Below are 26,541 nucleotides of genomic sequence, written 5' to 3' on the forward strand. Positions count from 1 at the left end.
CGATATTGGATCAGAATATGGCTAAGGCGAACAAATCAAAGAAAACAGTCCCCATTTACTGCTCGCAGTGCAGTGCTGGGCCCGATCTGATGAAAGTCGAGGTCGAGGATGGCGTCGCCACCCGCGTCGTCTCCAACTTTGATATCGAGGAAGAGCATCCGGGCGGCGGGCGCGTCTGTGTCAAGGCCTACGGCCTCATTCAAAAGACCTACAATCCGAACCGCGTCAAGCAACCCATGAAGCGGACCAACCCCAACAAAGGACGCCACGAAGACCCCGGCTTCGTTCCAATCACCTGGGATGAGGCGTTCGGCATTGTCGGCGAAAAGATGCGAAAACTGCGCAGCAAGGGTCTGCTCAATGAGGAAGGTTTTCCGCGTCTGGCCATCACCACAGGTGGCGGCGGCACCCCGGTTCAGTACATGGGAAGCTTTCCCGCCTTCATGGGCGCCTGGGGCAAAATTGATCAGGGATATGGGGCCGGACAAGGCGTCAAGTGCGCCCATTCGGAACACTTGTACGGTGAATTGTGGCATCGCGGATTTATCGTCACGGCGGATGTGCCAAAGACCAACTATATTATTAGCTGCGGCTTGAATTCCGATGCCTCCGGCGGCGTCGTCGGACTATGGCGCGAGGCCGACGCCCGCGACCGCGGGGTCAGGCGAGTCCAGGTCGAACCGAATATGTCGATTACCGGTGCCGTCGCCGCCGAGTGGGTGCCGATCAAACCGAAAACCGACGCGGCCTTCCTGTACGCCCTCATCAACCGGATAATTGTCGAGCGGCCGATTGAAGAAACATGCGATCTTCCTTTCCTCAAAAAGCGCACCAACTCACCCTATCTGATCGGTCCCAACGGCTGGTTCCTGCGCGACCCGGAAAGCGGCAAACCGCTGATCTGGGATCTTGCCGATGGCAAGGCCAAGCCCTTTGATAGTGACATCGGTGACGCGGCCATTCACGGTCAATACAACGTTTCGGGGGTCGAGCACGGCCCCGAGGATGAAAAGATTTTTCATCAGGATGTAGAAGTCAAACCGTCGTTTCAAGTTCTCACGGATGAAATGCAAAGCTTCAGCGCTAACTGGGCTGAATCAGAATGTGAGATTCCAGCCGAAACCATTCGCCGCATCGCCGACGACTATGTGGCTAATGCCTGCATCGGCGAATTCACTGAAGTCGATGGCCAGAAGGTTCCCTTCCGGCCGGTCGCCGTGGTTCTTGGCAAGGGAACCAATAATGGCTGGGGCGCCTATAGCTGTTGTTGGGCACGCACTATGCTGGCCAGCCTTGTCGGCGCACTTGAGGTTCCTGGGGGCACCCTTGGCACCGCGGTCAAGATGTTTCGCCCGGCCCGAACCCGTATCGGATCAGTTGTCGCCGGCGAGGATGGATTCCTGAAGTACGTCTTCAACCCGACCTCGGCCAAAGACTGGAAGCGCAATCCGAGCATCAGAAACGCTTACGAAACCCTGATTCCGCACCTTACAGAATCTCCCTGGGCGCCAGCCCTTGGGCCCGCCCATCTGCCCTGGTTATTCCAGAAAGAAACCCCGAAAAACTGGTTGCGCACGGCCCCGCCCGACATCTGGATTTGCTACAGAACAAATCCGTCTATCAGTTCGTGGAACGCCCACGAGGTTGGCCAGCGCATCGCCGAATTTCCGTTCACCGTCGCCATCGCTTACACCATGGACGAAACCAACCACTACGCGGACATTCTGCTGCCCGAGTCGACCGATCTTGAAAGCACTCAATTAATCCGTATCGGCGGCACCAAATTTTCGCAAAACTTCTGGCATCATGAAGGATGGGCGATCCGCCAGAAAGTGGTCGAACCGCTTTACGACACCATGGACATGTCGGATATCAGCTTGCGCCTGGCCCAGGAGGTCGGCATCGTCGAAGACTACATCGAAGCCATCAACAACGGAGCCGCCGGATCGCGCCTGGCGCGTGAAGGAAAGTACGATTTCTCGTTGCCCAAGGATGACCCCCCTTCCAGCGACCAGGTGTGGGACAGTTTATGCAAGGCGGTAAGTTGGGATATGAGCGAGGGCAAGGAAGTTCACGATCTTGCCTGGTTCCAGGAACACGGCTTCATGTTGACAGATTTCGATGAAATCAACTGGTACATCTATCCGGAAATGGAACGCCAGGATTTGCGTTTTGAAATGCCTTATCAGGAACGCCTCACTCGTCACGGTCGCCAACTGGCTCACCGCTTGAAGGAAATCGGCGTTGACTGGTGGCAGGAACAGCTTAAGGAATATGAATTCCTGCCCGCCTATTACAGCTTTAGCGATATATGGGAAAATTACGCCGCCGAATTCGGCCAGGACCCGAAAGACTACCCCTTCTGGGCCCTGACATCACGCTCCATGCAGTACTCCTGGGGGGCAAATGTCGGCATTCCGATGATCAATGAAATGGCCCAAAATATCGTCGGCCATAATGGTGTCATCCTCAATCGCTCCAGTGCACGTGAGCTTGGCATCACCGACGGAGACGACATCGTCGTCGAGTCGGTGGTCGGGACGACCGAGGGAAAAGCGGTCCTGAGAGAAGGTATCCGCCCCGACTCAATATTGATGATTGGTCAATTCGGCCATTGGAAAACGCCTGTGGCCAAGGATTTCGGTTTGGCCAATCTTAATTTTGTCACCGATATTTCCCTGAAGCTGACGGACAATACGGGCAGCGGCGCAGACCTTATGCGGGTACGCGTATACAAAGCGTCCGAACGTAGCCGTTATGAAAACAAGGTGGCCCAGTGATGCAAACCGGCACTCCTCAAACTCCGCGATGGGGCATGGTCATCAATCTCAATCGCTGTGTCGGTTGTCAAACCTGCACCATCGCCTGCAAACAGGCCAACGACACCCAGCCGGATGTTCAGTGGCGTAGAGTTATCGATGCCGAATTCGGAACCTATCCGGATGTCGAGCGTCTGTTCCTGGTCGTAGGCTGCCAGCATTGCGCCAATCCGCCGTGCGTTCCCGTATGTCCGACCGGGGCCACCCGGCAACGCGCCGATGGTCTTGTGACAATGGATTACGTGACCTGCATCGGCTGCGCTTCCTGCGCCGCCGCCTGTCCCTATCAGGCCCGCACCATTGTTCATCAGCACAAATGGTACTATGGCGTTGAAACCCCGCAGGAAGCCCACACCCGCCACCGCGAGCGCGAGGGAGTGGCGCAAAAATGCACCTTCTGTGTTGATCGCATCGACGAAGCGATGGAGGTCGGATTGAAGCCGGGCGTCGATTGGGACGTGACCCCGGCCTGCGCGGCCAGTTGCCCAACCCAGGCCATCGCGTTCGGCGACTTCAATGACGCCGCCAGTAATGTCTCGGTGCTGGCCCGCGAAAAACCCAATTTTCAGATGCATGACGAATTGGGTACCGACCCGCAAATTCGATATCTGTATTCGACGCCGGCGGTGCCCGGACGCAGCCCTGATGACGACGACGAACGACTGGCTGACCCGTCCAATTGCCTGGTCGGTAAGCTGCAAAAATTCTGGGATTGGCGTGCCTCCATGAACTGGTGCTTCGGCGGCCTGGCTACGGGCTTCGCCATAACCGGCTGGCTGGCTTACCTGTTGGGGGCCATGCCCGCACAGGCGTTGACCACCGTCTATGCTGGGGCGGCGATTTTAATGGCGATTGGTCTGTTTTTCGTATCCATGAAGATCGGTCGGCCCCTGCGCGCCTGGCGGGCCATCATGCGACCGCAAACCTCGTGGATGTCACGCGAACTTTATATGGCGGCTGTCTTCTATGCGGCGGTTCTGGCCGCCCTGATTTGGCGCCACCCGCTGGCTTTCAACATTGCCGGGTTGGCGGCCGTAGCTTTCCTGATTTGCCAGTCGAAGATATTGCATATGGCCAAGGGCGTTCCGGCCTGGCGGGCGCCACTGGTGCCGTCGATGATCATCGCCACGGGACTTTTGGAAGGCTTTGGTCTGGTCGCCATGGGGGCATATTTCTGGCAGCCGTTGCAGGCCATACCAACAGCCGCATTGGGTATTGTGCTGGTGGTCATAAATGCGGCGATATGGCTGTCCTACGCCAAATCCGCAAAAAAAGAAGGCATTCCGCCACTGGCCCGCCAGGCCATTAGTCGCATTGGCTTGCGCCTGCACGCCGTCGGTCATGTCCTTGCTTTGATCTTTTTCGTAATCGGGGCGACCAGCGACGCCGGTAACCTGTTTTTGGCAGTGGCTGGCGCTTGCGCCATCGCCGGTGGTATGCTTTTGAAATACTCACTGATCATGCGCGCCGGTTACCAGCAGGGATATCGGTTCGGGGCATTGCCCCAGCGTGGATCGGGGACCAGGGCGGCCCCCCACCCGATGGTGGGCAGGGTTGATAACCCATTGGTGGAGCAACATGGCTGAACGCTCTTTTGCGAAGGAAATTCAATCCCTTAAACTGGGCGACGGCGACAATTTCGAGGGCGAGGGTATTCTGGCCGTCGCCAAAGCGGCCTTGCAGGCCGGTGTTTCCTATGTCGGTGGTTATCCCGGATCACCGGTCTCGCAATTGATTGATGTTTTGTCCGAAGCCCGGGACATAAGGGACGAATACGGCATCCATCTGGAAATCTGCACCAGTGAAGCAAGCGCTGCGGCCATGCTGGGGGCTTCCAACAACTACCCGGCTCGAGGCCTCGTCGTCTGGAAATCGGTGGCCGGGTCGAATGTCGCATCCGACGCTCTGACCTACCTGTCTTCGCCGGGCGTCACCGGCGGCACGGTCATCGTCATCGGCGAGGATTATGGCGAAGGCGCGGCGGCAGTCCAGGAACGCAGCCACGCTTTCGCCCTGAAGTCCTCAATCTGGCTGCTCGACCCCCGCCCCGACCTTACGACCATCGTCGACACGGTCGAGAAAGCTTTTGATTTGTCGGAATATTCGCACTCCCCGGTGATGGTCATGCTGCGCATTTTCGCCTGTCACGTTCAGGGCAGTTTCACTGCCAGAGACAACACGAAACCCGCCTTTTCCCGCCATAACAAGTTTAGCCACTCAATCCGCGATTACGACCGAATTCCCGGCGGGCCGAGCCTTTTCGTACAGGAGAAAGCCAAGGTCGAGGAACGTCTGCCGGCGGCCAAAAAATTTATCATGGATCACGCCATGAACGAGACTTTCGAGGGTGACCTCAAACAGATCGGCATCATCACGCAGGGCGGTTTGTACAACAGCCTGATGCGCGCCCTTGAGCGGTTGGGACTGGCCGATGCCTACGGTGCCACCAGGGTGCCGGTCCACGTTTTGAACGTAACCCATCCGCTGGTCGACGAGCAACTTGCTGAATTCTGCTCCCATAAACAGCGGGTGCTGATGGTCGAAGAAGGCCACCCGGAATATATTGAGCAGGCCCTCAACGCCATTCTGCGCAAGGCCGATGTCAACGCAACCATTCACGGCAAGGACGTTCTGCCATTGGTCGGACAATACACGCCCGAAGAACTGCTGGCCGGTTTAGCACGTTTCATGGAATTGGCGTCGATCAGCACGGTTGATACAAGCGCCCCTGAAGTCGCCTTGAACCTGCAGAGTATGGCCGATCAGCATCTGGTTGAAACCATCCCACCGCGACCGCCAACCTTCTGCACGGGCTGCCCCGAGCGTCCCATCTTCAGCGCCATAAAGTTGGTCGAGGAAAAACTTGGGACCACCTACATCAGTTGCGACATCGGTTGTTTGACCTATTCCACCTTGCCTCCCTTCAACTTAAGCAACTCGTTATCCAGCTACGGGCTTGGCCTGGCCAGTTCCAGCGCCATGGCACCGATGTTCGATAAAAGGGTCATCTCGATCATGGGAGATGGTGGTTTTTGGCATAACGGTCTTTCTTCCGGTGTCGCCAACGCGGTTTTCAATGAGGACGACTCGATCCTGATCATCGTCAACAACGGCTACATTTCGGCCACCGGATGGCAACCCCTGCCTTCAAGCCCCAAGAATGGCAGCTTCAAGGATTCGCAGATGTCGATCCAGCGTACGTTGCAGGGTGTTGGCGTCAAATGGCTGCACACGGTTCGCACCTACGACGTCGCCAAGATGATGCGCACCCTGAGTGAGGCCGTGACGACGACAACCAAGGGGTTGAAGGTGATCGTCGCCGAAAGCGAATGCATGCTGGCCAAGCAGCGCCGGGTCCGGGCCCAGCGCTCCGAGCGTCTGAAAAAAGGCCAGCGCGATGTTCGCCCGCGCTTTGGGATTGACGATGACGTCTGTACGGGCGATCATTCCTGTATTCGCCTTTCCGGCTGTCCCTCGCTGACCATCAAGCAATCGAGCGATGTTCTGCGCACAGACCCCATCGCCCATGTCAACAATGACTGCGTTGGCTGCGGCCTGTGTGGCGAGTTGGCCCATGCGGCGGTTCTGTGCCCGTCGTTCTACAAGGCCCAGATCATCTCCAATCCGTCTCTGTACGAGCGTCTGTTGGGCAAAGTGCGGACCTGGGTGATCGACCGGCTTGCGACACCTGAACCCTTAAAGGTCTGACGCCATGGCTGCCAATGAAACGCCGATCAAAATCCTGATCGCCGCCCTGGGTGGTGATGGCGGCGGAACGTTGACCAACTGGATCGTCAACGCGGCCCGTTTGCAGGACCTGCCGGTACAGGCGACATCGGTTCCCGGCGTCGCCCAGCGGACCGGCGCCACCTCCTACTACATCGAGATTTTTCCAACCGCCAATTCCGAATTGAATGACCGGAAACCTGTCTTCGACCTGTATCCGGGGCCCGGCGATGTCGATCTGGTGATCGCCACGGAACTTCTTGAAATCGGCCGCGCCATCAAGCGGGGCTTTGTCAGCTCGACCAGAACAACCGTCGTCGCTTCCAACCACCGTGTCTACGCGCTGGCCGAAAAAATGATCATGGGCGATGGCCGTTTCGGGGACGAGGCCATCATCAAGGCCGTGGACAAAATGTCAAAGGCGTCGATCATGCTCGATGTGAAGCAATTGGCAGAGCAGGCGGGCAGCGCCCTGAACGCCGTCCTTCTCGGCGTCGTGGCGGCCAGTGGCGTGCTTCCAATAAAGCTCGAGACCTTTGAGCGCGGCATATCGCAAGCCGGAAAAGCCGTCGACGCCAACCTGGCGGGATTCGTCGCCGGCCTGTCAAGCTCGGCGCAAAAAGAGCCCGATCCTGGCCCGACCGCCGCCCCTGCGCCGAAGGGAAAAGCCGAGGGCCTGAAAACCCGCATCGAGCGCGATTTCCCCCAAGCGGCCCATGCAATCATGTTCGAGGCGGCCATGCGCTGCCTTGATTATCAGGACCCAGCCCACGCCGACGCCTTCGTTGATCGTCTGGACGGGGTGTGCAAGTTACCGCAAGTCAACCCGGAAATTATGATCGAAACGGCGCGCCATCTGGGCCGCCGCATGACCTACGAAGACATCATGCGGGTCGCCCAGTTAAAAACCCGCGCTTCGCGCTTTGCCCGTGTGCGCCGCGAAGTTGGGGCTGAACCTGAGCAAATTGTCCAAGTCAGTGAATTTTTAAAACCGGGGCCCGAAGAAATCGCTGACGCCTTGCCGCGTTTCTTGGGCCGCCCGCTGACCCTGTGGGCGCGGGCCAATCCCGAAAAAGCGCGTAAAATTCAGTTCGGCTTGCGGGTACGAACCGACACCATACTGGGTTTCGCCATGGTTCGCATGATTGCCGCATTCAGACGTTTTCGGCGCATCAATTACCGCTTTGGGGAAGAACAGGCATGGACCGATCACTGGCTGCATCTGGTTGGCAAGGCGATTTCCACAGACCCGGCGTTGGCCTTTGAAGTGGTCAAGTGTGCGGGTTTGGTGAAGGGATACGGCGATACCTATAAGCGCGGGGCCGGTAATTTCACCTTGATCGCCGATACCCTGATCATTCCGGCTGTCAATGGCGCTCAGGTTAGCGCCGACGATGTCGCCAGGGCCCGCCAAGCCGCCCAAACAGATTCTCAGGGTTTGGCGCTTAAGACCATTCTCGATGATATTTCGACTGCTCGGTCTGACATATAAGCATAACTATACAGTCAGGGACGCAAGCAGTTTAATCGCCCCCGGATGCCAACTTCAAATCAGGAATTCTTTCCGTCGATTAACTCGATCCAGTCCCCACCTGCGAACTCGCGTTTCCGATGCTCAAGCGCTGACAGGTGGTTGCAAACCCCAGGGTCCGTTTGACAGTCGGAAAAACCCGCGCGCTGGCTATGGCAAGGCCCAGATCAACGAGCGCCGCGGCCCCCAACTGATCTTTGACCTGTTCTCTCAGGCCGTCCTGCTCGAGCACATTGTCGAGCGTTGCCTGAACAAAATCATAAACCAGCCTGACCTCGTCACTCAGATCCTCTCTGCGTCCCTGAATGACTGAATTGATGAACTCTCCGTCCACGCCGTCATCAATGGACCTGTTAACCGCTATTTGGGCACAGGTGCCGCAATCCTCCTTAATTGTCGCCAGGATACGAGCGACAAAATTAGCTTCCTTGGAAATAACCTCCCGATGGCCGGCAAGTGGAAAAACATTGGCAAACTTCTCGAATCCGCCTTCCGAGTGTCGCTTGATTTCACGCATGTATTCCATCGATACACCCAGGTGAGCTTCCATATCATTAATTAATTGATCCGACATTTTTCCAGTCCTTATATAGGGTTACGTTCTCTTCAGGATATCCAGTCAGCGTCTTGTCGGGGGCGACTCCGATGACCTGTTCAGGGGTTCGACACTGAGCTACGGCAAAATCAAGACTGTGCTTGACAAGTAACTCTCGCTCGAGGCTGATATCCGCTCGGCGGTGGTCGGTTATCAATACTTTCATCAGGCGTTTATCCTCTCCACCTGCACCGCTTAAATAAGTATTCTGACATCCACGATGAGGGCGCCTTGTTCGTTGACAATGACAGGATTGATATCGAGTTCCTGAATGTCCGGGTTGTCGCAAACCATTTGTGACACCCGTTCAAGGATATCCACAATGGCGTGCAGATTGCACGGCTCTTCACCACGCACCCCTTTTAAAATTTTTGCGAAGGCGATCTCGTCGATCATCTGATAGGCGTCGCGGCGGCTAATCGGGGCCAGGCGGAATGAAAAATCGTTCAGTGTTTCGGCGTAAACACCGCCCGCCCCGAATATCAGACAATGTCCGAACACAGGGTCTTTCTTGACGCCGATCATTACTTCCTTGCCCTTGGGCGCCATTTCCTGAATTAAAACGCCGTCAATTTTGGCGTCTAAAGCGCTGAAGCTTTCATAACCATTAACCAGTTCGTGCTGATCCATGATGTTAAGGACAACGCCCCCGACATCGGATTTATGCAGAATTTCGCCAGACACGACTTTCATGCAGACGGGAAATTCAATGTCGTCGGATAGGTCCCACAGACCATCCGTGAGAAACTGCCATTTTGCGGTTTCGACGCCGTAAGCCTGCAGCATTTGGAAGCCTTCGGTGAACAGATAGTCCCGCCCGGCGGTTTTCGCCTTGCCCAGAATGTCTTTCACCGTGCCGATTTTGGCATCGATGACGCCCGGTTCATCAACCGGTTTTAAGCGGCTGTCGCCATACTGGCCCAATTTGACAAGTGTGTTGGCAACATCGTTTAAGGACGGAAAGACCATACAGTTACCATCGGTCTCGATGCTTTCGGTGAATCCCTCGACGTCGATACCGTAGCTCCAGCACAGTACGGGCTTTTCAGGATAGGCCTTTGCAAGGGTCCGGATATGGCCGGAACAATCGTAAGCCGCGTACTTGGGCAGGCTGAACGATGGATAGATACAGATAACGCTGTCGACGCCATCATCTTGCATCAGTAGTTCCAGTATCTGCGGGTAGGTCTGATGAAAATTCCTGGCAACCGCCATCCAGATATCAAGCGGGTTATCAACTTCCATCCACGGCGGGTACAAGGGTCGCACGGCGTCGATCGTGGTTTGCGACAGTTGGGCAAGCTCAAGGCCCGCGTTCTCCAGAGCATCGATGGCCATTATCGCGGCGCCGCCGGAAAAACTCATGATCGCGACGCGTTTTCCTTTCGGCGGAGAATAGGTCGCAAAAGCCTTTGTCAGCACCCACAATTCCTCGGCGCTAGAGGCGCTGATCAGTCCGGCCCTACTGAATGCCGCCTGATAGACTTCGTTCTCACCTGCAACAGCGCCACTGTGCGATGCGACGGCGTTACGACCCGTATCGCTGACGCCTGACTTGAACATAATGATCGGCTTTTCGCGGGAAATGCGGGATGCCGCGTTCAGGAATCCCGGGCCGTCCCTGATGCCTTCCACATGACAGTGGATGACCCGGATGTTGTCATCGTTTTCGTAATATTCCAGGATTTCAACAAGGCTGACATCGCAGGCGTTGCCCAGATCAACGGCCACGCCGAACCCGGCGGGCTGGTTGTTGATGATATGATGGCCCATCATGAAAAGTCCTGACTGCGAAATAATGCCGACCGGTATTTTGCTGTTATGGACCTGGATAAAAGACGACGTGAAATCGGCGAAGGCGTTGCTTAATCCGATGGTGTTGGGGCCCAGCACCCGAATGTCGTAGGTACGGCAAATTTCGATGATCTCGAGTTGCAGCCGGGCCCCTTCCTGGTCGGCGTCGGCGAATCCCTGGGTAATGATGATGGCCGCACGGATACCGCTTTGTGCGCAGTCGCGCAGCGTTCCCGGCACCAGCGAACGACCGACCACAATAATCGCCAAATCGGCGGGCTCGGGCATATCCCCGACGCCAGGGTAGACGACTTCGTCCACCGGTTCGCTGATGTTTGGATTGATGATCGATACGGACCCTTGATATCCGTAGCCGCGCAAAGTGTTCAAAACACTGACCGGTCCGCTAAGGGCTTCTCGTGACAATCCGATGATGGCGATTGACCGGGGATTGAAAAACAGTTCCAGGGAAGGTGTGGGCATCGTTCATATGACCTTGCCGGGTGTCAGCTTCCTCAATTGCGGCAGCACCTCTTTGGCGAAGCGTTCAAGATAAGGCATGCGCTGATCGGGCGGCATGATCAAACCGGTCAGAATCTTTGTCGCCCCCGCTTCCACATATCGCGACAGGGTTTCGACGATCTTGTCCGGCGGACCAAAAGCCACGTATTTATCGACGATTTTTTCGAACGGCTGGTCATAGCGGTAACTCAGAACTTCGATAGCTTTTTGGCGGGCTTCCTCGACATCATCATACATGGAGCAATAGGTGAAACAGGCCCAGCCGAAATCATCGGGCAGGGTGCGTCCGGCCTCCAGGGCCATGGCCTTGACGGCTGAAAAGGATTCCCCGGTTTGCTCAGGCGTATACATATAGGGGTTCCAGCCGTCGCCCAGAGTGGCGGCCCGGCGCATGGCCCCTTCGGCGCGCCCGGATACCCAGATCGGCGGCCCGCCGGGTTGAACCGGAAGCGGCAGCATATCAACGTCTTCAAGCTGGAAAATTTTCCCCTGATAATCGAAGCGCTCGCCGGCCCAGTATTTGCGGATGATTTCGATGGCTTCGGTGGCCCGCTGCCCGCGTTCGCTCATGGGCACGCCGCAGGCCTGAAATTCTCGTGGATAATCGCCACCGACCCCGACCGTCAGGATAATGCGTCCCTTGGACAACACGTCCAGTGATCCGTACTCCTTAGCCACCATGGTTGGGTGGCGAAGCGGCAACAGCAGGGTCGAAGGGGCCAGCTTGATGGACTTTGTGGACGCCGCCGCATATCCAAGAATCGATACGGAATCAAGAATGGGGCGATGAAAGACGATGTGCTCGCCGGTCGTCAAAATATCGAAGCCGACGTCCTCCACGCACTTGAAGTGTTCGGGCTCCCACGGGTCCCCGTCACAATGCATGCCGATGACAATGTCAGACATGCTGCCTCCAACCGACGAACACTTCAGGCGACACGATATTTTTCAATTTTGTCCATATCCAGTTCAATCCCCAGCCCCGGTTTGTCGGGGATGGTCAGGAAACCATCAGCATACGCGAAAGGTTCGGTGATGATATCATCGGTGTAAAATACCGCCCCGACTTTACAAACTTCACGGCCCTTCAGGGTGGTGACCGGAATCACGTTGGGCTTCACCTCGCCGCGCAGGGCGGCGATCAGGTGCAGGTTGCCGGCGTTGCCAACTCCGGTTTCAAGGGCCCCGTTCAGATTAACCGGCATTCCGGCGGTCGCCGCGATGACGCCAATCTCCATAGCCCGCTGCAAACCGCCGGACTTGGTGTAGTAGATGGAAATCGCATCGGCGCTTTGCTGGCGCACAACCTCCATGGCGTCATAAGGGGTCCACACCCCTTCATCGGTCCAGACGATGACGTCGACCGCTTCGGTCACCCGGGCCATTGGGCGGCGGCCTTCCAGGGGCTGCTCGACACCGCAGATGCCGAATTTCTGCATCGCCCGGATGGCGGCAATGGCCTGTTTTGGATTTTTGTATCCCTGGTTGATATCGGGAAAGATATCAACCCGGTCGCCAACCGCTTCGCGAATGGCGGTGATGATGGCGCAATCGGTTTCAGGATCGCCGGGGACTTTGATCTGCATGGTCTTGATGCCGTCGGCTACCGTGCCGGCGGCTTCCTGGGCGGCAAATTCAGGGGTCGCGATGCCGACACTGTGACAGACCTCAGCCCTTTCGCGCATGGCCCCGCCAAGCAGTTGGTAAACCGGCACCCCGGCGGCTTTACCGGCAAGATCGTGGAGAGCAAGATCAACGGCGGACTTGGCGCACATGTGGCCGCGCACGGGAACATCGATTTGGGCCAACAGGGAAGATATATTACGCGGATCAGCGCCCAGTAAAATGGGCTTGAAATATTTATCGATCATATGGGCGGCGGTATACGGATCCTCGCCATAATAGCGGTGATGCTCACCACCCCAGTCAGGCAAGGTCGGCGCTTCGCCCAGCCCGACCAGACCATTATCGGTCTCGATCAGCAGAATCAGATAATTACCAATGGGAATCTGCAGGCCATGCCAGCCGTAGCCTTCCCACCTGTTGGGCAGTTGAACTTCGATGGTTTCAACTTTTGTAATTTTCATGGTTCGCTATTCCTTTGGGCCAACGCCGTGATTTTGTTGGGCGCATTGTGGTGATACTTTCCCTTCACGAAGATCGCGCCGGACCATTTGCTCGTCGCGTTTGGAAGGGTCGCCAAATCCACCACCGCCTTGCGTCTGCATGCTAATGATATCCCCTTTGCGCAGGTCCTGGTTAACGGTCTTGGAGGCCAGATTAACAACCTCGCCCTGCCTTTCCAGGGTCAAGCTACCACAAGCCCCGTCGGCGCCGCCAAACAAGCCGAAGGGGGCCACCTTGAATTTGTCAAACTGGGTATTGAGCATGCCGCTTTGATCAAGGAATTGAATGTCGCGGGCGACGCCCATGCCGCCTCGGAACTGACCTGCGCCGCCCGTATCGGCAAGAAATTCGTAGCGAGTGTAGCGCAACGGATACGTCGCCTCGACCATTTCGATGGGCGTATTGGCCAGATTGTGAATACCTTGCGAATAGCAATCCGGGCCATCCTTGGTTGGCCGGGCTCCCCAGCCGCCGACTTCGATATCAAAAAATATCCAGCCCTTGCCGCCCTCTTCCTCGCTATCACCTGAAAGAATATGAACGTTTGACATGCCGTAATAAGCGGCCGGAATTTTGTCGGGCATGGCTTTCGAGAAAGCGGCGTACAGGACATTGGCGATGGTATGGGTGATGGCGTTCCTGCCAACCACCGGAGACGGCGATTGGGCATTGACAACCGAGCCTTCCGGGGCCGAAATTCGGATCGGCTTGTAACATCCGTAGTTAGGCGGAATGGTGGCGTCCGCTATGGACATGATGACATAATAAATCGCCGATTCCGTCGACGAGATGGTGGCATTGATGGGGCCTTTTCTCTGCGGGTCGGTACCTTCGAAGTCGATGGCGATCTCACCGCCGCCGATGGTCACCTTGACGGCGACCCGGATGCGCTCGTCGATGACGCCGTCATCATCGACAAAATACTCGGCCTCGTAGACGCCTTCGGGTATTTCCTTCAGGCAGGCGCGCATGCGGCGCTCCGATGAATCGATGGCTTCGTCCGAAAGCTCGCAGAACTGTTCAACGCCAAAGTGATCGACAATTTCGTGCACCGACTTCTCGCCAATTTCCAGGGCCGCCGTCTGGGCCCTGAGGTCGCCCAGGGTCTTGTCCGGTTGACGGATGTTGGCGGCGAATAAATCGAGGAAACGCGGATCAAGCTGATAGTTTCTGGCGACCTTCATAGGCGGAATGCGCAGGCCTTCCTGAAAAATTTCGGTGGCATCGCCAGCGTAACTGCCCGGACGCATGCCGCCTACATCCAGATGATGGCCAAGGGTGCCGACGATAGCGACCATCTGCCCTTCCGCAAAAACCGGCATGAACGTTTGGATATCAGGCAGATGCTGTCCACCCCAATAAGGATCGTTCATGAGAACGATGTCACCCTCTTCCCAAGTTTCCGGCGGATATGCACGTTCCATGGTCGTAAGCAAAGAGCGTGACATAGAATTCAGATGCATGGGAATGCGCGAGGCCTGCGCCACGATCCGTCCATTACGGTCGAAAACAGCCGTAGAATAATCGAGCATTTCGCGGATAACGGTAGAATAAGACGTCCGCCAGATAATCGCCGACATCTGTTCTGCAACGCCGACGAGGGCGTTTTGAAAGACGCTGAAACTGATTTGATCGATTGCCACGGCTAATCTCCCACACTGATGATCAAGTTGCCCCATTCATCGACGCAAACCCCTTGTCCTGGGTGGACGACCGTTGTGCAATCAAGCTGCTCAAGAATAGCAGGGCCATTGATTTCAGTTCCTGTTTTCAACGCATATCGCTCATAAATCGGACAGCTAACAAAGCCGTCAGACTCCTCAAAGTACACCTCGCGATGGCTAACAGGGGCACTGTCGCCGGAAGCCGTTTCATTCTTGCTGAGTTCCAGAGCTTCAACGCGTCCCATGGCGATCATTCGAAGATTAACCAATTCCACCGGATCGCTCATTGATGAATGGGCAAACTGCCGTTGATGTTCATCATGGAAACGCAACACAATAGCGGCAATCAATTCTTTGTTCACCGGCCCATCGGGAACCGGCACATTGACTTCATAGGCTTGGCCAACGTAACGCATATCCGCCGTTCTCAAATATTCACGCTGTTCGTCTGCGATGGCGTCCTCGTTAAGAGCTTGCTCGCTGAGCGTCTTCATTGAATCAAAAATGTCAGAGACAGCCTCCAGCGACACCAGATCGGCGCGGGAAATGTAGCTTTGAGCGTAATCATGTCGAATATCGGCGATCAGCAATCCGAAGGCTGAGAACACCCCGGGTACGCTGGGAACAAGAACTGACGGAAATCCGATTTCTCTGGCCAAAGCGGCGCCGTGGGCCGGCCCGCCACCACCGAATGCAATCAGGGTGAAGTCGCGCGGATCGTAACCCCGTTCGGCCGAACTTACCTTCAGCGCGCGTTCCATATTTGCGTTTGAAACCCGTAAAATTCCTGCAGCAGCCGCTATCGGATCGAGCCCCAACGGGTCGGCTATTTTTTCCTTGATCGCCGCTAACGAGGCTTCGCGATCCAGCGCCAGTTCCCCACCCAGAAAACGATCAGGGCTGTAGCGTCCCAGCACCAAATTGGCATCCGAGACCGTCGGCTCTGTGCCGCCCCGTCCATATGCCACAGGTCCAGGGTCTGCCCCGGCACTTCTCGGGCCGACCTGAAGGCCACCACCGGAATTGATAAAGGCGATACTGCCGCCGCCTGCACCAATCGTGTTGATGTCCAATACGGGTAGCTTAACTGGATACCCCCCAACATCCGCTTCGGTCGTCATAAGCGGTTCGCCACGGTAAACCAGTGAAATATCCGTACTGGTTCCACCCATGTCGAAACCAAGCACGTTTGGCTGATTGGTCAACCGTCCAACGAATTGACAGGCCAGAACGCCCGCGGCAGGCCCGGAATATATCAACTGGGCAGGGCTGCGCCGCGCCGCGTTTACCGTCATCGAGCCACCGTTGGATTGCATAAACAAAACCTGGGCCTCGGGCACCACTGTGGATGTGCGCTCCTTTAAAACCTCCAGATAGCGCGACACCACCGGCGTCGCGGCAGCATTCAGAACCACTGTGCTGGTCCGTTCAAACTCCCGGATTTCCCGGCATATATCCGTTGATACCGTTATATCGATGTCTGGCAGCGCCTTGCTCAATGCTTCCTTAACCATCGCTTCGTGCTCGGGATTGGCATAGGCGTGCAGGAAACTGACGGCGACCGCGCTGACATCCGTGGCCTTCAACGCCGCAATCGCCGCTGTCACGGTTTCCGCATTCAGGGGGGTCACAACCGTTCCATCGGGCGCCATGCGTTCTTCAACTTCAAAACGCAAATCACGCGGAACGATAGGTTTAGGCTTGTCCTGATTAAGATCATACATGTCTGGGCGAAGGTGTCGGCCAATCTCCAGCACATCTCGAAACCCTTTGGTAACGATCAGCGCCGTCGGGGCCAAGTTTCCTTCAAGCACGGCATTGGTTACGATCGTTGTTCCATGATTCAGCATGGCGACTGACTCGGGCGCTACCGATGCTTCTGATATGCTGCGCGTGGTGGCTTCCACCAAAGCGCCAGCAGGGTCCGTTGGGCGGCTTGGAACTTTGACTACCAAATAATGGCCAGTATCCTCATCGAGTAGAATCAGGTCGGTAAATGTACCGCCGATGTCCACACCAAGTCGCACCGTTCCCATCTTCTGTCCCTCGGCTTGTAATGTCTCTCACCCTTCCTTAGGGCGTAAAGCTCAGTTTTGGTGATGAAGGAAAATGATCTCCAGAGTGTTGATTAAGGAGAAGGTCAAACGACTTTCCCCCTGAATATTCAAGATTAAAAATTAGCCGGTATTAAAAGTCAATACCTATTTGTTACTATCTTTAAAAATTGTATAAGAAACATATAGTTACTAACATTTTCTATTTAATAAATGCGAATATCAGGAACGATTTTCGGGATTATGGCCACCGGCATCACCCTGTACCGGTTCATTAAAACGACCGCCGAATTTGAACTTGCAGCGATCAATACGGTAACACATGATACCCGTCTCAATCGCCGAACCGTCATTGAGATAATACGTAAATGTGTTCTCTACGATTAATGTACCCGGGGCAATTCCCAACGCTGATGCGGGATCGCCCGCCGAGGGAATAATCTCACTTTCCCAGTCTGTCGTTGCTATTCTTTGGCCCTGCAAATCTTCAAGAACACGCGACATGTTGCCATGCTGAATTAATTCAGGCGATAATTTTCTAGCTATATCCGGCGGAAAATAACGACGGTCATGGCAGATGATTCTGTCATTCACTAGACGCACCAGGGAGAGAAATCCCGCCATGCTATCTTCTGAAAGGTTCAGGCATTTACGGATATTTTCGGGGGGATTTGCCTCCATATCATGTACCAGAACCCGGGTCTCAAACTCGATTCCCTGGTCATGCAGATCATGTTCGAATGTGTACAGAGGAGAAAATCGCCGCGTAACCTTCGGCGGACAAACAATCGTTCCACGCCCCCTTTGGCGAGTAATAAGTCCGCTGCGTTCCAGCATATCCATCGCCCGGCGCACCGTAACGCGGCTGGTATCGAAACGCTTGGCATATTGAAGTTCTGTGGGAAGCACCGTATTGGCCGGAAGCAAAAGAATCTCCTCCCGCAAAACGGATTCAACATGAAGATAGATCGGGGATTTCGCCTCGGATTTACTCATGGATGACTCTTTATTAGGTTTCGGTGCCCTTATCAAATGTCGGCACCTTTGGATTAACACGGTGATTAGCGTTCAAGAACAACTAATTTCCTAAGATCAGCTTCTTGAAAAGACGATTCGAAATCCTTAACCCAACTTATACGAGCGCCACTGGGTCAGCGTATACTACATTTATGCCCGGCAAGGCGATTATCGTGCGGCAGAACTCTCAATGTGAATGACCAGTTCAAGGGGATAGGTCAACTTGACCTTCTTGATAGTTCCGGAAAGGGTCAAAAACAAAAGTTAACTCCACCCCAAAATCATGTCCGCTTAGCCTCCTCAAAGCGGACATTTAATCTGAAATCTGGATTTAGTGATTTTGACTTCCGCTTTCCGTAAAAAAGCAGACATAATTGGGTAGCGGAAATAAGGTCAGCTTTTAGCCATGACCAGACATTTCTTATCCATCATCAATATCAGAAATTCGGCATATTATGATGCCAATAAAGTGTCGACCGACCACCTGTTTATCGCGAGAATTTGACCTGGCGCTATGTCAAAGCAGCGTATACTGGGCGACAATGTCTATAGAGTAGTAGATGGTGAAGTCACCGCGTGAATGGAGACGTTCAGCTTGTACATTATCTCGCGTTTAAGTACCAAGATCTCATTGATCATCAGCTTAATTCTGGTGATGCTGTTGCTCTTCAGCGCGAGCGCCTTCATTTATTATGAAACTTATGAATTTGAGGAAGCCATCGACAAAAGGGCTCACCAAGTACTGACGGTTCTCGAATCCGTCCATACCCAAGCCATGATCAGCCGTGGCAGCTTAGGAGACGACAGTCCCGCCATCCAAACCCTCAATCAGACATTTGATCAGCTCTCCAAGACCACAAAAGATATGTCTCTGTGGATGGTGATGGGGCCAAAGGTATTAGCCTTCCAGGAGAGGAAAAAATCATCTTATGGAATCGAACCCCCCAAGGACGAGATTGACCAAGAGGCGATCAGGACGGGTGTGCCCGTCACCCGCATGGTGGGGAGCGATTTTTTCCGTTACACCAAGCCGGTGATCCTTGGTAAGGGCTCTGGCGCACTGGAGTCTTGCCTTTCGTGTCACCTCGATATGGGGATGAAGGAAGGCGATATCCTGGGGGCCTTTTCCATTTCCTTGAACGTCAAGGAAAGAAGGAAAGAATATCTTACGACTGCTTGGGCCGCCGCCATGATCGCAATTTTTGTTTCAATAGTCGTATCTGCCTTCAGTATTTTTCTACTCAACCGCATGGCTATTAGCCCTGTCGCCCGAATGACCGAAACCATGACAAGGTTGGCCAGGGGTGATCTTCAAGTCAAAATTCCTGAAGGAGGGCGGGGCGACGAAATAGGTGAAATGGCGCAGGCCGTCGAGGTATTCAGGGAGAACGCCGTCGAGCGCAAGCAGGCCGAGGTGAAGCTACGTGAAGCCCACGACGAACTGGAAAGACGGGTTGAGGAAAGGACTCGGGAACTGAGAGAGGAAATCAGCGAACGCAAGCAGGCTGAGAACGAAGCCCAACGACATAGGAACGTGCTGGCGCATTTCGGGGGCGTCAGCATCATGGGGGAAATGGCTTCCAGCCTTGCCCATGAACTCAACCAGCCCCTAACCGTTATTTCCTGCTACGCCCAGGTTTGCATAGACAATTTGCGTAAGTCCGAAGAGAAGCCGGAAGAAATGCTGACCGACATGGAACATATGAAAGAGCAAGCCGAACGGGCAACCGGCATCATCCGCCGCATCCGGAGTCAAATCCACAAAGGGGAACCGGTTAGGAAGAAAATTGACATTAACTACACCATCAACGATGTGGCTGATTTGATTCGTTTCGACGCCCATGAACACAGGAAGAAAATCAACTTGGATATCGGTGGGAGCTTGCCCGTGGTGGTCGCTGACCCCATTCAGATTCAGCAAGTCATCCTTAACCTCGCTCATAACGGCATGGAGGCGATGAGTGAAAATCTTGCGTCTCCGAATACTCTTACGATTAGAACTTCAATGAGCGGGGATTAAGCGAGCCGATTCGGGCAATTTCAGATCACCCCCCGATAATTGGAGGGGCTCATGCCCATGCTGGCGCGAAAATCGCGACTGAAATGGGCGCTGTCGGAAAATCCTGCGCAGAAGGCGATGGTGGTAATCGGGGCTTCGCTTTCTTTCAGAAGACGGCAGGCCTCATGAATGCGAACGATGCGAACAAGGTGTGAGAAACTGAGATCCGCATCGCTGAGTTTTCGCTGCAGGGAACGGGCCGACAGGCCTGCTTCCCGCGCCAGGTCGCTGACTTTCCATTGCCGGCCAACATCGAGCATCAAGAGCCGGATCACGCGCATGATTGTGCTCCGTGTAGTCGCATTGCAGGACTCCGGAAATGCTATTTGTGGGAGATTAGACTCTGAGGTTGGCTCTTTACCGCGGGGCAAGAATGATTTCCACTCAATCGTCCAAGAGGCTGTCTCCAGGGAATTTATGTCATCAGGGAGGGAGAAACGATCGCCCTCGCGGATGCAATAACCCGGACCATCCCCAAGCGGCATCTCACAGCGCAGGTCGAGGCAGCCGATTTTTTCCAGCAACGAGATAATCAAACCGCATATCAGAAGATTTTCAGGCGCCGACGGTGTTCCGCCATCGATGGTGTATCGGCCAAACGTGGCGCGATTGTCATCAGTTTGCTCGATCCGCAACCTGTTTTGGGAATGGGCGAACACCTCAAAGCGTTTCCATTTATCGAACAGCAAGGCCGGGCTTGCCGAACGCACAGCGGCGAACCAGATCGGGTCATAACCTACGCTCAGGATTTCCTGCCCGGTTACCAATAATGTTTTAGGTCCTGCCGTTCGCCAGACAAATTTAACCAGGTCCTTTTTCTGATCAGTTGAAATGCTCGCTTGCCGGATCGCATCAACAGCTTTCAGTTGCGTGGAGACTAATTCCGGATGCGCCTTTTTAAGATGGAACATGATTAAATCGGCAATACTCGCCTTGGCAAAATTTCGAATAGGAACCTCCCTTCTGATGATTTGGCAGAACGGTTTCTTTTGGAATGATCCGCTATTAAAGCTTATCTAGACACAGGGGTTCAATGGGCGTAATCCCCTCTGCCCGACGCCGGAAAGTCCACAGGCGTGCGGGAGGCAGGTTCCATAGGATGGTATCCAAATGGGCCACATCAAAATTCCGGGAACGAGCGGGAACCGGTGCGTTTGGTCCGTATGAGAACTGCACGATCGGCTGACCCGGCTCGAGAAACCTGAGCATCAATCGAATGAAACGAAACCGCTGAAGAAGTGAAAAATTCAGCAGGGGAAGGGCGGAAATAATTACATCAAATTTCTTGATCCCGAAATTCCTGGTGATTTGAGAAATATTGAACGCATCTCCGTGCACAAACCTGACCCCAGGATAGCGGTGTTTCAATCCGGGAATAAAGCTCTTGGAAAATTCGACGGAAATCAAATTTTCCGGGGCGATACCCCGTTCCAGAATTGATCTGGTGATGCTTCCGCTTCCGGGCCCCAACTCCAATATCGGCAGCCGGCTGCCCGGACGGATCACGCTCGCCATTTTTCTGGCCAGTGCAATGCTTGTCGGGGCAATAGCTCCGATCATTTTTGGCCTGTTGGCCCAGGCCTTGTAGAACTCAAGGTGTTGATTGAGTTTGTCCAAGAATCCATGATGCAGCGGTGAATGCACTTTAAAATCTCCAAATTATGAATGCTGATATTTTCGGGTTCCCCGAAGGACACGACTAGGCGTCACCGTTTGAAAAAAGGCTGTCGTAGCTGATGGGGAGGTTTCGAATTCGCCGCCCCGTAGCCGCGAAGACGGCATTGGCAATGGCCGGGGCGACAGGGCCGAATGCGGATTCACCGACCGCGACCGGCGGCTGTTCAGGCGCATCGATAAGGGCCACTGTCATTTCCGGCGTTTCGTCGTGGCGAAGAATTTCATAGGTGTCGAAATTGCTCTCCTCGACTTCGCCGGCGGTGATCGTAATGCGCTCCTTCAGGGCCATGCTGCATCCCCAGACGATGTTTCCCATAATCTGGTTTTCGACCTGGCTCGGGTTGATAACCAACCCGCAATCTTGGGCGCACCAGATTCGGTTGATGCGAACATCTTCCGCCGCGTGGTCGATTTTGACTTCGGCCACGACGGCCACGGCGGTTTGTCCCTTGTAGACTGCACACGCTATTCCCAGACCGTGATCTATTAGTGGGCGTTGGTGCCAACCACTCATTTGAGCGGCCCGACGCAAAACCCTCGCAAGCCTGTTGCTTGTCGGCGACAGGTTCTGCAATCTAAATTCCAGCGGATCCAGCCTCGCCGTGCTCGCCAATTCATCCATCATACTTTCGATCGCGAAAGTATTGGGCGCAGCGCCCAGCCCGCGCCATGCCCCGATGGGAACGTCGGTGCGAATATCGGCGTAACGAACGAGCATATTCGCCACACGGTATTGGGGCTCGCTTCCGCGCGCCGTGCCCTCATCGGCCATCACCTTGTCCAGTATCCAGGCGATGTTCCGGGGAACCAACCCGGTGATAATGGGGGAGGAAACGAAGTCGTGTTGCCAATGGCTGAGCAGCCCGTCAGCGGTTACCCCGGCATCGATAAAGTGGGAGAAGCTGGGTTGAAAGTAGTTATTTTGACATTCCGTTTCTCGGTCCCATTGCACACGGACCGGATAACCGACAACGGCAGAGAGGATCGCGGCCTCTTCCGAGGCCTGACACGGAACGCGCCCGCCAAATCCGCCACCCATCCGATGGGTATGGACGACCACGTCGCCAACATTGCGACCAATGGCCTGGGCAACCCGCTTTTGAACGAAAAAGGGATCCTGACAGCCGCACCAGATCTCCACACGATCTTCCTTCACCCAGGCCAGCCCGGCCCTAGGCTCCATTGCGGCATGTAAGGCGAAAGATGTGCCATAGTGGGCCGTAGCCCGGTGTTTTGCGGCGCGGCGACCCTTAGAAATGTCGCCCGAGTTTTTCAAGGTGTGCTCAAAGTCATCACGGACTCGCAGCGTTTTGACATTGAGCTGGGCGTCGATTTGCTCTTGATTCAGATTTTCAGGTAACTCCCACTGCACATCCAGGGCATCAATGGCGGTTGACAACAGGAAAGGGTCACTGGAAACGACACCGACAAAATTATCATCCGTGTTGATAATGACCGAAACCGTGTGCGACATCGCCTTTGCAGCGCGACCGTCAGCGCTTTTAAGTATGGCCCCGAAGGCGGGGGGGCGAACAACTTGTCCGTACAGCATGTTTTCAAGAGTCGTGTCGCGGCTGAAGACGGTCTGACCCGTCACGATCGCTTCCATTTCGGGGGGTTTCCAGCGGTGGCCGATGGCGTTGTATTCACCAATATGCCTGAAGGCGTATTGTCGCGGCACCTCATCCGTTTTTTCTGAGGCGTCCGCCGATACGATCATTGGCTCCGATGGTACCAGCGCGCCGTAGTCCAACTTGCCGCCATCCGGCAGGATAAACCCTCTGCGGTCCTCAGTAATCTGGTTTGTCGGAAAGCCCGACTTCTCGGCAGCCAACAGGCGAAGGACTTCGCGCATCCGTGCCGCGCCATAAGAAACCGGTTTGAAAAACTCGAAGATGCCTTCGCTGCCGACGGTCATCTTGAAGGGTGGGGTCTGATTGGTATCGGGAAGGACGCATTCTATATCCTGAGGACCGATATTCAGTTCTTCGGCAACGACTTGGGTCAACCCAAGGGAGGTCGCTTGTCCCATCTCCATTCGCGGGCAATAGAAGCGGACTTTTCCACCCGGCAGAACCTGGATCCATGACAATGAATCTTCCAGTTCCGGATCCGTGGTCGATGGAAGCGCAATCATGATCGAATTGCAGGACGAAAGAACGGTCACGCCGGCGGACAGCCATCCGCATTTCATTAGGAAATCACGGCGGTTGATGACGTACGCGTTGGAGGGGGAGGTCATTTTCCCACCTCTTTGCTTGCCCGGCTGATGGCTCTTTGGATTCGATCATATGTCCCACAGCGACAAAGGTTGCCGGCCATCTCGTCGCGAATTTCTTCGATTGTCGGGTCTGGGTTACGCCTTAGCAGGGCGGCGGCCGTCATGATTTGGCCGGACTGACAATATCCACACTGGGGAACATCGTCTTCAATCCATGCCTTCTGAACGGGATGGAGAGACCCCGTCGTCGTGGTTCCCGAGAGTCCTTCAATGGTCGTGATATTTCGGCCTTCGGTCTGGGCTAGGGGCGTGATACAGGAACGAGTCGCAACACCGTCAATGTGAACCGTGCAGGCGCCACATAGGCCTTTACCGCAGCCATACTTGGTGCCCTTGAGGCCGATGTAGTCGCGAATGAAATCAAGCAATCTGACATCCCGGTACTCCTTCGGTATGGTTGTGGTTTTGCCGTTTACCACAATCTTCATGTCGTCTTCCTTTCCTGACGGCGTCTCAATTGATGGCGCCACCATAGAAGGGGAAATTTTGCAGGACTTTGATAATCGCGCCAAAGTCGGTGGGTTGAAATTTGCTCCCGGGGGTCGCTTCGGAATCGAGAATTCCCAGTTGATCGACATCCAGCGTTCAGGGAGTTGAGCAATGTTTGGCGTGATCATCAAATTTCCGCTGATACCCCCCCCTTATTATGACCTCCACACTAAATATTGGAATTTGAACTCCACGGCCTCTTGAAGAGGTTCTGCCATATGAAAAGGTCCTTATGATGTTGCGAATACTAATTGCCCCACTCCTATTCCTCTCACTCGTTTTTCCGGGTGTCGCTTTCGCCAACACGGGCAAGGTCAACGGGTTCATAGCTATCGGGCCGGCTTTGGCCCCCGACTATGAGGGCTCCTCAGATTACAGCGCCATTCCGCTTGTGGTCGCCCGAGTCCAATCCAATGGGTACTTTGTTGAACTCCAGGGGACGCGGGCGCGGGCGAACCTGCTGCCGATAGAAATTCTATCCGATAGCTTGTCTTTGTCTGTTATGGCCGGTCCGAGCGTAAATTTCCGTCCGGGCAGAGGCAGCGTCGAAAACGCACGTGTAGACAGTTTGCGAGATGTTGATACGGCGATTGAGGCCGGTGCTTTTATCGCTCTCCGGAAAAATGGAATATTGGGGGAGCGGGATGCTTTGATGGGCCGTATTGAACTCGTCAATGACGTATCGGGAACTCATGAAGGCAGATTACTGACGCTACGCGGTTCCTATGCAAAACCCTTGAGCAAAAAACTCAGGTTCGCAGCAGGGATGGATGCGACCTACGCCTCTAATGACTACATGGAAACTTACTTCAGCATTGATGCCGACAATGCGGGGCGTAGTGGCTTGACAGCTTTCAAGTCCGGCCACGGCCTAAAGGATGTGGGCCTCGATCTTTCGCTCCTGTACAGCTTGACGGAACGCTGGGGAATCATGGGTCTGGTCCGCACGTCGTACTTACTGGGCGATGCTTCCGACAGCCCCATCGCCGGTGAGGGCTCGAGCAAGCAGTTTTTGGGCGGCATTGCCGTCAACTATCGATTCTGATGCACCAATAGGCCCCACCCCCAATAACATCCACCCAGGCAAACCCAAGCATCCTCGAACGTCGAACAACGTTGCGTACATGTGTGGTCGTGGCGCAAGTCCGGTTTATTTTTGCCGCCTGTATATATTTCAAGTTTGGGGCGATTTAATTGACAATTTGGCTTAGTATGCGCACCGGCGTTGAAAGGCCTGGCAATGGAACCCCGTGAATTCAAAGGCCAAATACCCTGCCTTACCCCCCAGTTTACAAAAGGGACGGAATGGTCGGTGTTGTCGCAGGAAGAAATTCAACACTTCAACGACAGCGCCATTTGTAAAACTTACAAAGAGGGTGAAGCCATTTTCTATGAAGAAGATGTCTGCAAGGGCCTCTATCTTGTTAAAAGCGGGCTTGTCGGTGTTAGAAAAATTGACGCAGAAGGAAGCCATGTCCTTTTACGTTTGGCCAATCCCGGCGATACCCTGGGCTACCGGCCACTGCTCGCCGGAGAGAAGCACAGGGCCGGTGCGGAAGTTCTGAAAGCGGCCGCCATTTGCTTCCTGCCAAAGATAACCATGCGTCAATTGCTGATCAGCAACCCGGAACTGGGTGCAGGATTCCTTCGGCGCACGGCGCAAGCCCTTGGCGCCGCCGATGACCGTTTTTTTAAAACCGTCACCCTGCCAGCCCGCATTCGGTTTATCCATTTGCTAATGATCCTCCGCGAAAGGTGTGGCCAAATTGTCGAAGATGGCAGTTTGTCTATGGAACTTCCCCTGACCCGTCGCGACATTGCTTCCATGCTGGGAATCAGAGCCGAATCCCTTTCCCGTCTGGTCCACGAAATTGAAGCTGAAGGGCTTATTCACTTTTCCGGAAGTCACGTAACGGTGAATAATCCCGACCAACTGCTCGAAGAATTAGACGCCGGGCTTCAATAAGTGATGTTTTTTTAAAAATTCCTCCCGTGTTAACATAGGTCATCGCACCTTTCGTTATTCCTGATTAAGAATATTCCTGATAAATCGGTAAAATTCTTTCTGAGACGGAGGGCTCTCCATGACGGTTCTATCGCCCACAATTTCACGCAGAGACATCATCAATAATCTTGGCAAAGGCGCCGCCGTCATCGCGACGGCCAGCGCGTTGCCGGTCTCGGCA

Annotated in this window: 20 protein-coding genes; 8 read left to right on the forward strand and 12 right to left on the reverse strand. The window is 54.7% G+C overall.

The features are described from left to right. Window positions 1-17 precede the first annotated feature (17 nt). Genes HOL66_09370 through HOL66_09385 form a run of 4 tightly spaced genes read left to right on the forward strand, consistent with a single transcriptional unit; the run spans window position 18 to window position 8,037 of the window. Window positions 18-2,780 (forward strand): molybdopterin-dependent oxidoreductase, encoded by a 2,763-nt coding sequence (locus HOL66_09370; protein ID MBT5244445.1) that lies wholly within the window; start codon window positions 18-20, stop codon window positions 2,778-2,780. Beyond that, window positions 2,780-4,405, forward strand: a complete 1,626-nt coding sequence (locus tag HOL66_09375) for a 4Fe-4S dicluster domain-containing protein (GenBank protein MBT5244446.1) — start codon at window positions 2,780-2,782, stop codon at window positions 4,403-4,405. The genes HOL66_09370 and HOL66_09375 overlap by 1 nt, the downstream gene beginning before the upstream one ends. Then, on the forward strand, window positions 4,398-6,527 hold the full coding sequence (locus tag HOL66_09380) for an indolepyruvate ferredoxin oxidoreductase subunit alpha (GenBank protein ID MBT5244447.1): 2,130 nt from the start codon (window positions 4,398-4,400) through the stop codon (window positions 6,525-6,527). Before HOL66_09375 ends, HOL66_09380 begins: the two co-directional genes overlap by 8 nt. Window positions 6,528-6,531: 4 nt before the next feature. Continuing rightward, complete coding sequence (locus HOL66_09385) at window positions 6,532-8,037, forward strand: indolepyruvate oxidoreductase subunit beta family protein (GenBank protein ID MBT5244448.1); 1,506 nt, start codon at window positions 6,532-6,534, stop codon at window positions 8,035-8,037. Window positions 8,038-8,116: 79 nt separating this feature from the next. Here HOL66_09385 and HOL66_09390 read toward each other — a convergent pair whose 3' ends face one another. The 8 genes from HOL66_09390 to HOL66_09425 all read right to left on the reverse strand — a co-directional run bounded on the left by HOL66_09390 (window position 8,117) and on the right by HOL66_09425 (window position 17,828). Next, window positions 8,117-8,650 carry a hypothetical protein gene (locus tag HOL66_09390; GenBank protein ID MBT5244449.1) on the reverse strand — a complete coding sequence of 178 codons (534 nt, stop codon included), beginning with the start codon at window positions 8,648-8,650 and terminating at the stop codon, window positions 8,117-8,119. Continuing rightward, complete coding sequence (locus HOL66_09395) at window positions 8,631-8,837, reverse strand: hypothetical protein (protein ID MBT5244450.1); 207 nt, start codon at window positions 8,835-8,837, stop codon at window positions 8,631-8,633. The genes HOL66_09390 and HOL66_09395 overlap by 20 nt, the downstream gene beginning before the upstream one ends. Window positions 8,838-8,866: 29 nt before the next feature. After that, the gene (locus tag HOL66_09400; GenBank protein ID MBT5244451.1) at window positions 8,867-10,948 is read right to left on the reverse strand and encodes an acetate--CoA ligase family protein; all 2,082 of its coding nucleotides are present in this window, start codon (window positions 10,946-10,948) and stop codon (window positions 8,867-8,869) included. A gap of 3 nt (window positions 10,949-10,951) precedes the next feature. Continuing rightward, the gene (locus tag HOL66_09405; protein ID MBT5244452.1) at window positions 10,952-11,893 is read right to left on the reverse strand and encodes a TIGR03619 family F420-dependent LLM class oxidoreductase; all 942 of its coding nucleotides are present in this window, start codon (window positions 11,891-11,893) and stop codon (window positions 10,952-10,954) included. A gap of 23 nt (window positions 11,894-11,916) precedes the next feature. Beyond that, window positions 11,917-13,074: a mandelate racemase gene (locus HOL66_09410; protein ID MBT5244453.1), complete on the reverse strand. Its 1,158-nt coding sequence runs from the start codon at window positions 13,072-13,074 to the stop codon at window positions 11,917-11,919. Window positions 13,075-13,080: 6 nt separating this feature from the next. After that, window positions 13,081-14,757, reverse strand: a complete 1,677-nt coding sequence (locus tag HOL66_09415) for a hydantoinase B/oxoprolinase family protein (GenBank protein ID MBT5244454.1) — start codon at window positions 14,755-14,757, stop codon at window positions 13,081-13,083. Between the two features lie 2 nt (window positions 14,758-14,759). Beyond that, the gene (locus HOL66_09420; GenBank protein MBT5244455.1) at window positions 14,760-16,814 is read right to left on the reverse strand and encodes a hydantoinase/oxoprolinase family protein; all 2,055 of its coding nucleotides are present in this window, start codon (window positions 16,812-16,814) and stop codon (window positions 14,760-14,762) included. Between the two features lie 240 nt (window positions 16,815-17,054). Beyond that, window positions 17,055-17,828 (reverse strand): GntR family transcriptional regulator, encoded by a 774-nt coding sequence (locus HOL66_09425; GenBank protein MBT5244456.1) that lies wholly within the window; start codon window positions 17,826-17,828, stop codon window positions 17,055-17,057. Between the two features lie 601 nt (window positions 17,829-18,429). On the opposite strand from HOL66_09425, the gene HOL66_09430 reads away from it, so the two are divergent. After that, window positions 18,430-19,869: a HAMP domain-containing protein gene (locus HOL66_09430; protein ID MBT5244457.1), complete on the forward strand. Its 1,440-nt coding sequence runs from the start codon at window positions 18,430-18,432 to the stop codon at window positions 19,867-19,869. 20 nt (window positions 19,870-19,889) lie between these two features. Here the strand turns inward: HOL66_09430 and HOL66_09435 are convergent, their stop codons facing one another. From HOL66_09435 to HOL66_09450, 4 genes are all read right to left on the reverse strand, one after another. Beyond that, window positions 19,890-20,819: a helix-turn-helix transcriptional regulator gene (locus HOL66_09435; GenBank protein ID MBT5244458.1), complete on the reverse strand. Its 930-nt coding sequence runs from the start codon at window positions 20,817-20,819 to the stop codon at window positions 19,890-19,892. Window positions 20,820-20,913: 94 nt separating this feature from the next. Continuing rightward, window positions 20,914-21,552: a methyltransferase domain-containing protein gene (locus HOL66_09440; protein MBT5244459.1), complete on the reverse strand. Its 639-nt coding sequence runs from the start codon at window positions 21,550-21,552 to the stop codon at window positions 20,914-20,916. A gap of 55 nt (window positions 21,553-21,607) precedes the next feature. Continuing rightward, window positions 21,608-23,827 carry a xanthine dehydrogenase family protein molybdopterin-binding subunit gene (locus HOL66_09445; GenBank protein MBT5244460.1) on the reverse strand — a complete coding sequence of 740 codons (2,220 nt, stop codon included), beginning with the start codon at window positions 23,825-23,827 and terminating at the stop codon, window positions 21,608-21,610. Beyond that, window positions 23,824-24,294 (reverse strand): (2Fe-2S)-binding protein, encoded by a 471-nt coding sequence (locus tag HOL66_09450; GenBank protein ID MBT5244461.1) that lies wholly within the window; start codon window positions 24,292-24,294, stop codon window positions 23,824-23,826. Before HOL66_09450 ends, HOL66_09445 begins: the two co-directional genes overlap by 4 nt. Here HOL66_09450 and HOL66_09455 point away from each other — a divergent pair. The 3 genes from HOL66_09455 to HOL66_09465 all read left to right on the forward strand — a co-directional run bounded on the left by HOL66_09455 (window position 24,293) and on the right by HOL66_09465 (window position 26,321). Then, window positions 24,293-24,463 (forward strand): hypothetical protein, encoded by a 171-nt coding sequence (locus HOL66_09455; protein MBT5244462.1) that lies wholly within the window; start codon window positions 24,293-24,295, stop codon window positions 24,461-24,463. The two genes, HOL66_09450 and HOL66_09455, sit on opposite strands and share 2 nt — an antisense overlap. A 124-nt stretch (window positions 24,464-24,587) precedes the next feature. Then, window positions 24,588-25,400, forward strand: coding sequence for a MipA/OmpV family protein (locus HOL66_09460; GenBank protein MBT5244463.1), 813 nt, complete (start codon window positions 24,588-24,590; stop codon window positions 25,398-25,400). A 267-nt stretch (window positions 25,401-25,667) separates the two neighbouring features. Continuing rightward, entirely contained in the window at window positions 25,668-26,321 is a 654-nt protein-coding gene (locus HOL66_09465) for a Crp/Fnr family transcriptional regulator (protein MBT5244464.1), read from the forward strand. The last annotated feature ends 220 nt before the right edge of the window (window positions 26,322-26,541 follow it).

This window comes from Rhodospirillaceae bacterium (assembly GCA_018662005.1).
Classification (GTDB): Bacteria; Pseudomonadota; Alphaproteobacteria; order Rhodospirillales; family JABHCV01; genus JACNJU01.

Bases quoted from the DNA above. Each gene is read 5' to 3' on its own strand.
- HOL66_09370 (MBT5244445.1), top strand. From the start codon at position 18: ATGGCTAAGGCGAACAAATCAAAGAAAACAGTCCCCATTTACTGCTCG.
- HOL66_09375 (MBT5244446.1), top strand. From the start codon at position 2,780: ATGCAAACCGGCACTCCTCAAACTCCGCGATGGGGCATGGTCATCAAT.
- HOL66_09380 (MBT5244447.1), top strand. From the start codon at position 4,398: ATGGCTGAACGCTCTTTTGCGAAGGAAATTCAATCCCTTAAACTGGGC.
- HOL66_09385 (MBT5244448.1), top strand. From the start codon at position 6,532: ATGGCTGCCAATGAAACGCCGATCAAAATCCTGATCGCCGCCCTGGGT.
- HOL66_09390 (MBT5244449.1), bottom strand. From the start codon at position 8,650: ATGTCGGATCAATTAATTAATGATATGGAAGCTCACCTGGGTGTATCG.
- HOL66_09395 (MBT5244450.1), bottom strand. From the start codon at position 8,837: ATGAAAGTATTGATAACCGACCACCGCCGAGCGGATATCAGCCTCGAG.
- HOL66_09400 (MBT5244451.1), bottom strand. From the start codon at position 10,948: ATGCCCACACCTTCCCTGGAACTGTTTTTCAATCCCCGGTCAATCGCC.
- HOL66_09405 (MBT5244452.1), bottom strand. From the start codon at position 11,893: ATGTCTGACATTGTCATCGGCATGCATTGTGACGGGGACCCGTGGGAG.
- HOL66_09410 (MBT5244453.1), bottom strand. From the start codon at position 13,074: ATGAAAATTACAAAAGTTGAAACCATCGAAGTTCAACTGCCCAACAGG.
- HOL66_09420 (MBT5244455.1), bottom strand. From the start codon at position 16,814: ATGGGAACGGTGCGACTTGGTGTGGACATCGGCGGTACATTTACCGAC.
- HOL66_09425 (MBT5244456.1), bottom strand. From the start codon at position 17,828: ATGAGTAAATCCGAGGCGAAATCCCCGATCTATCTTCATGTTGAATCC.
- HOL66_09430 (MBT5244457.1), top strand. From the start codon at position 18,430: ATGGAGACGTTCAGCTTGTACATTATCTCGCGTTTAAGTACCAAGATC.
- HOL66_09435 (MBT5244458.1), bottom strand. From the start codon at position 20,819: ATGTTCCATCTTAAAAAGGCGCATCCGGAATTAGTCTCCACGCAACTG.
- HOL66_09445 (MBT5244460.1), bottom strand. From the start codon at position 23,827: ATGACCTCCCCCTCCAACGCGTACGTCATCAACCGCCGTGATTTCCTA.
- HOL66_09455 (MBT5244462.1), top strand. From the start codon at position 24,293: ATGTCGTCTTCCTTTCCTGACGGCGTCTCAATTGATGGCGCCACCATA.
- HOL66_09450 (MBT5244461.1), bottom strand. From the start codon at position 24,294: ATGAAGATTGTGGTAAACGGCAAAACCACAACCATACCGAAGGAGTAC.
- HOL66_09460 (MBT5244463.1), top strand. From the start codon at position 24,588: ATGATGTTGCGAATACTAATTGCCCCACTCCTATTCCTCTCACTCGTT.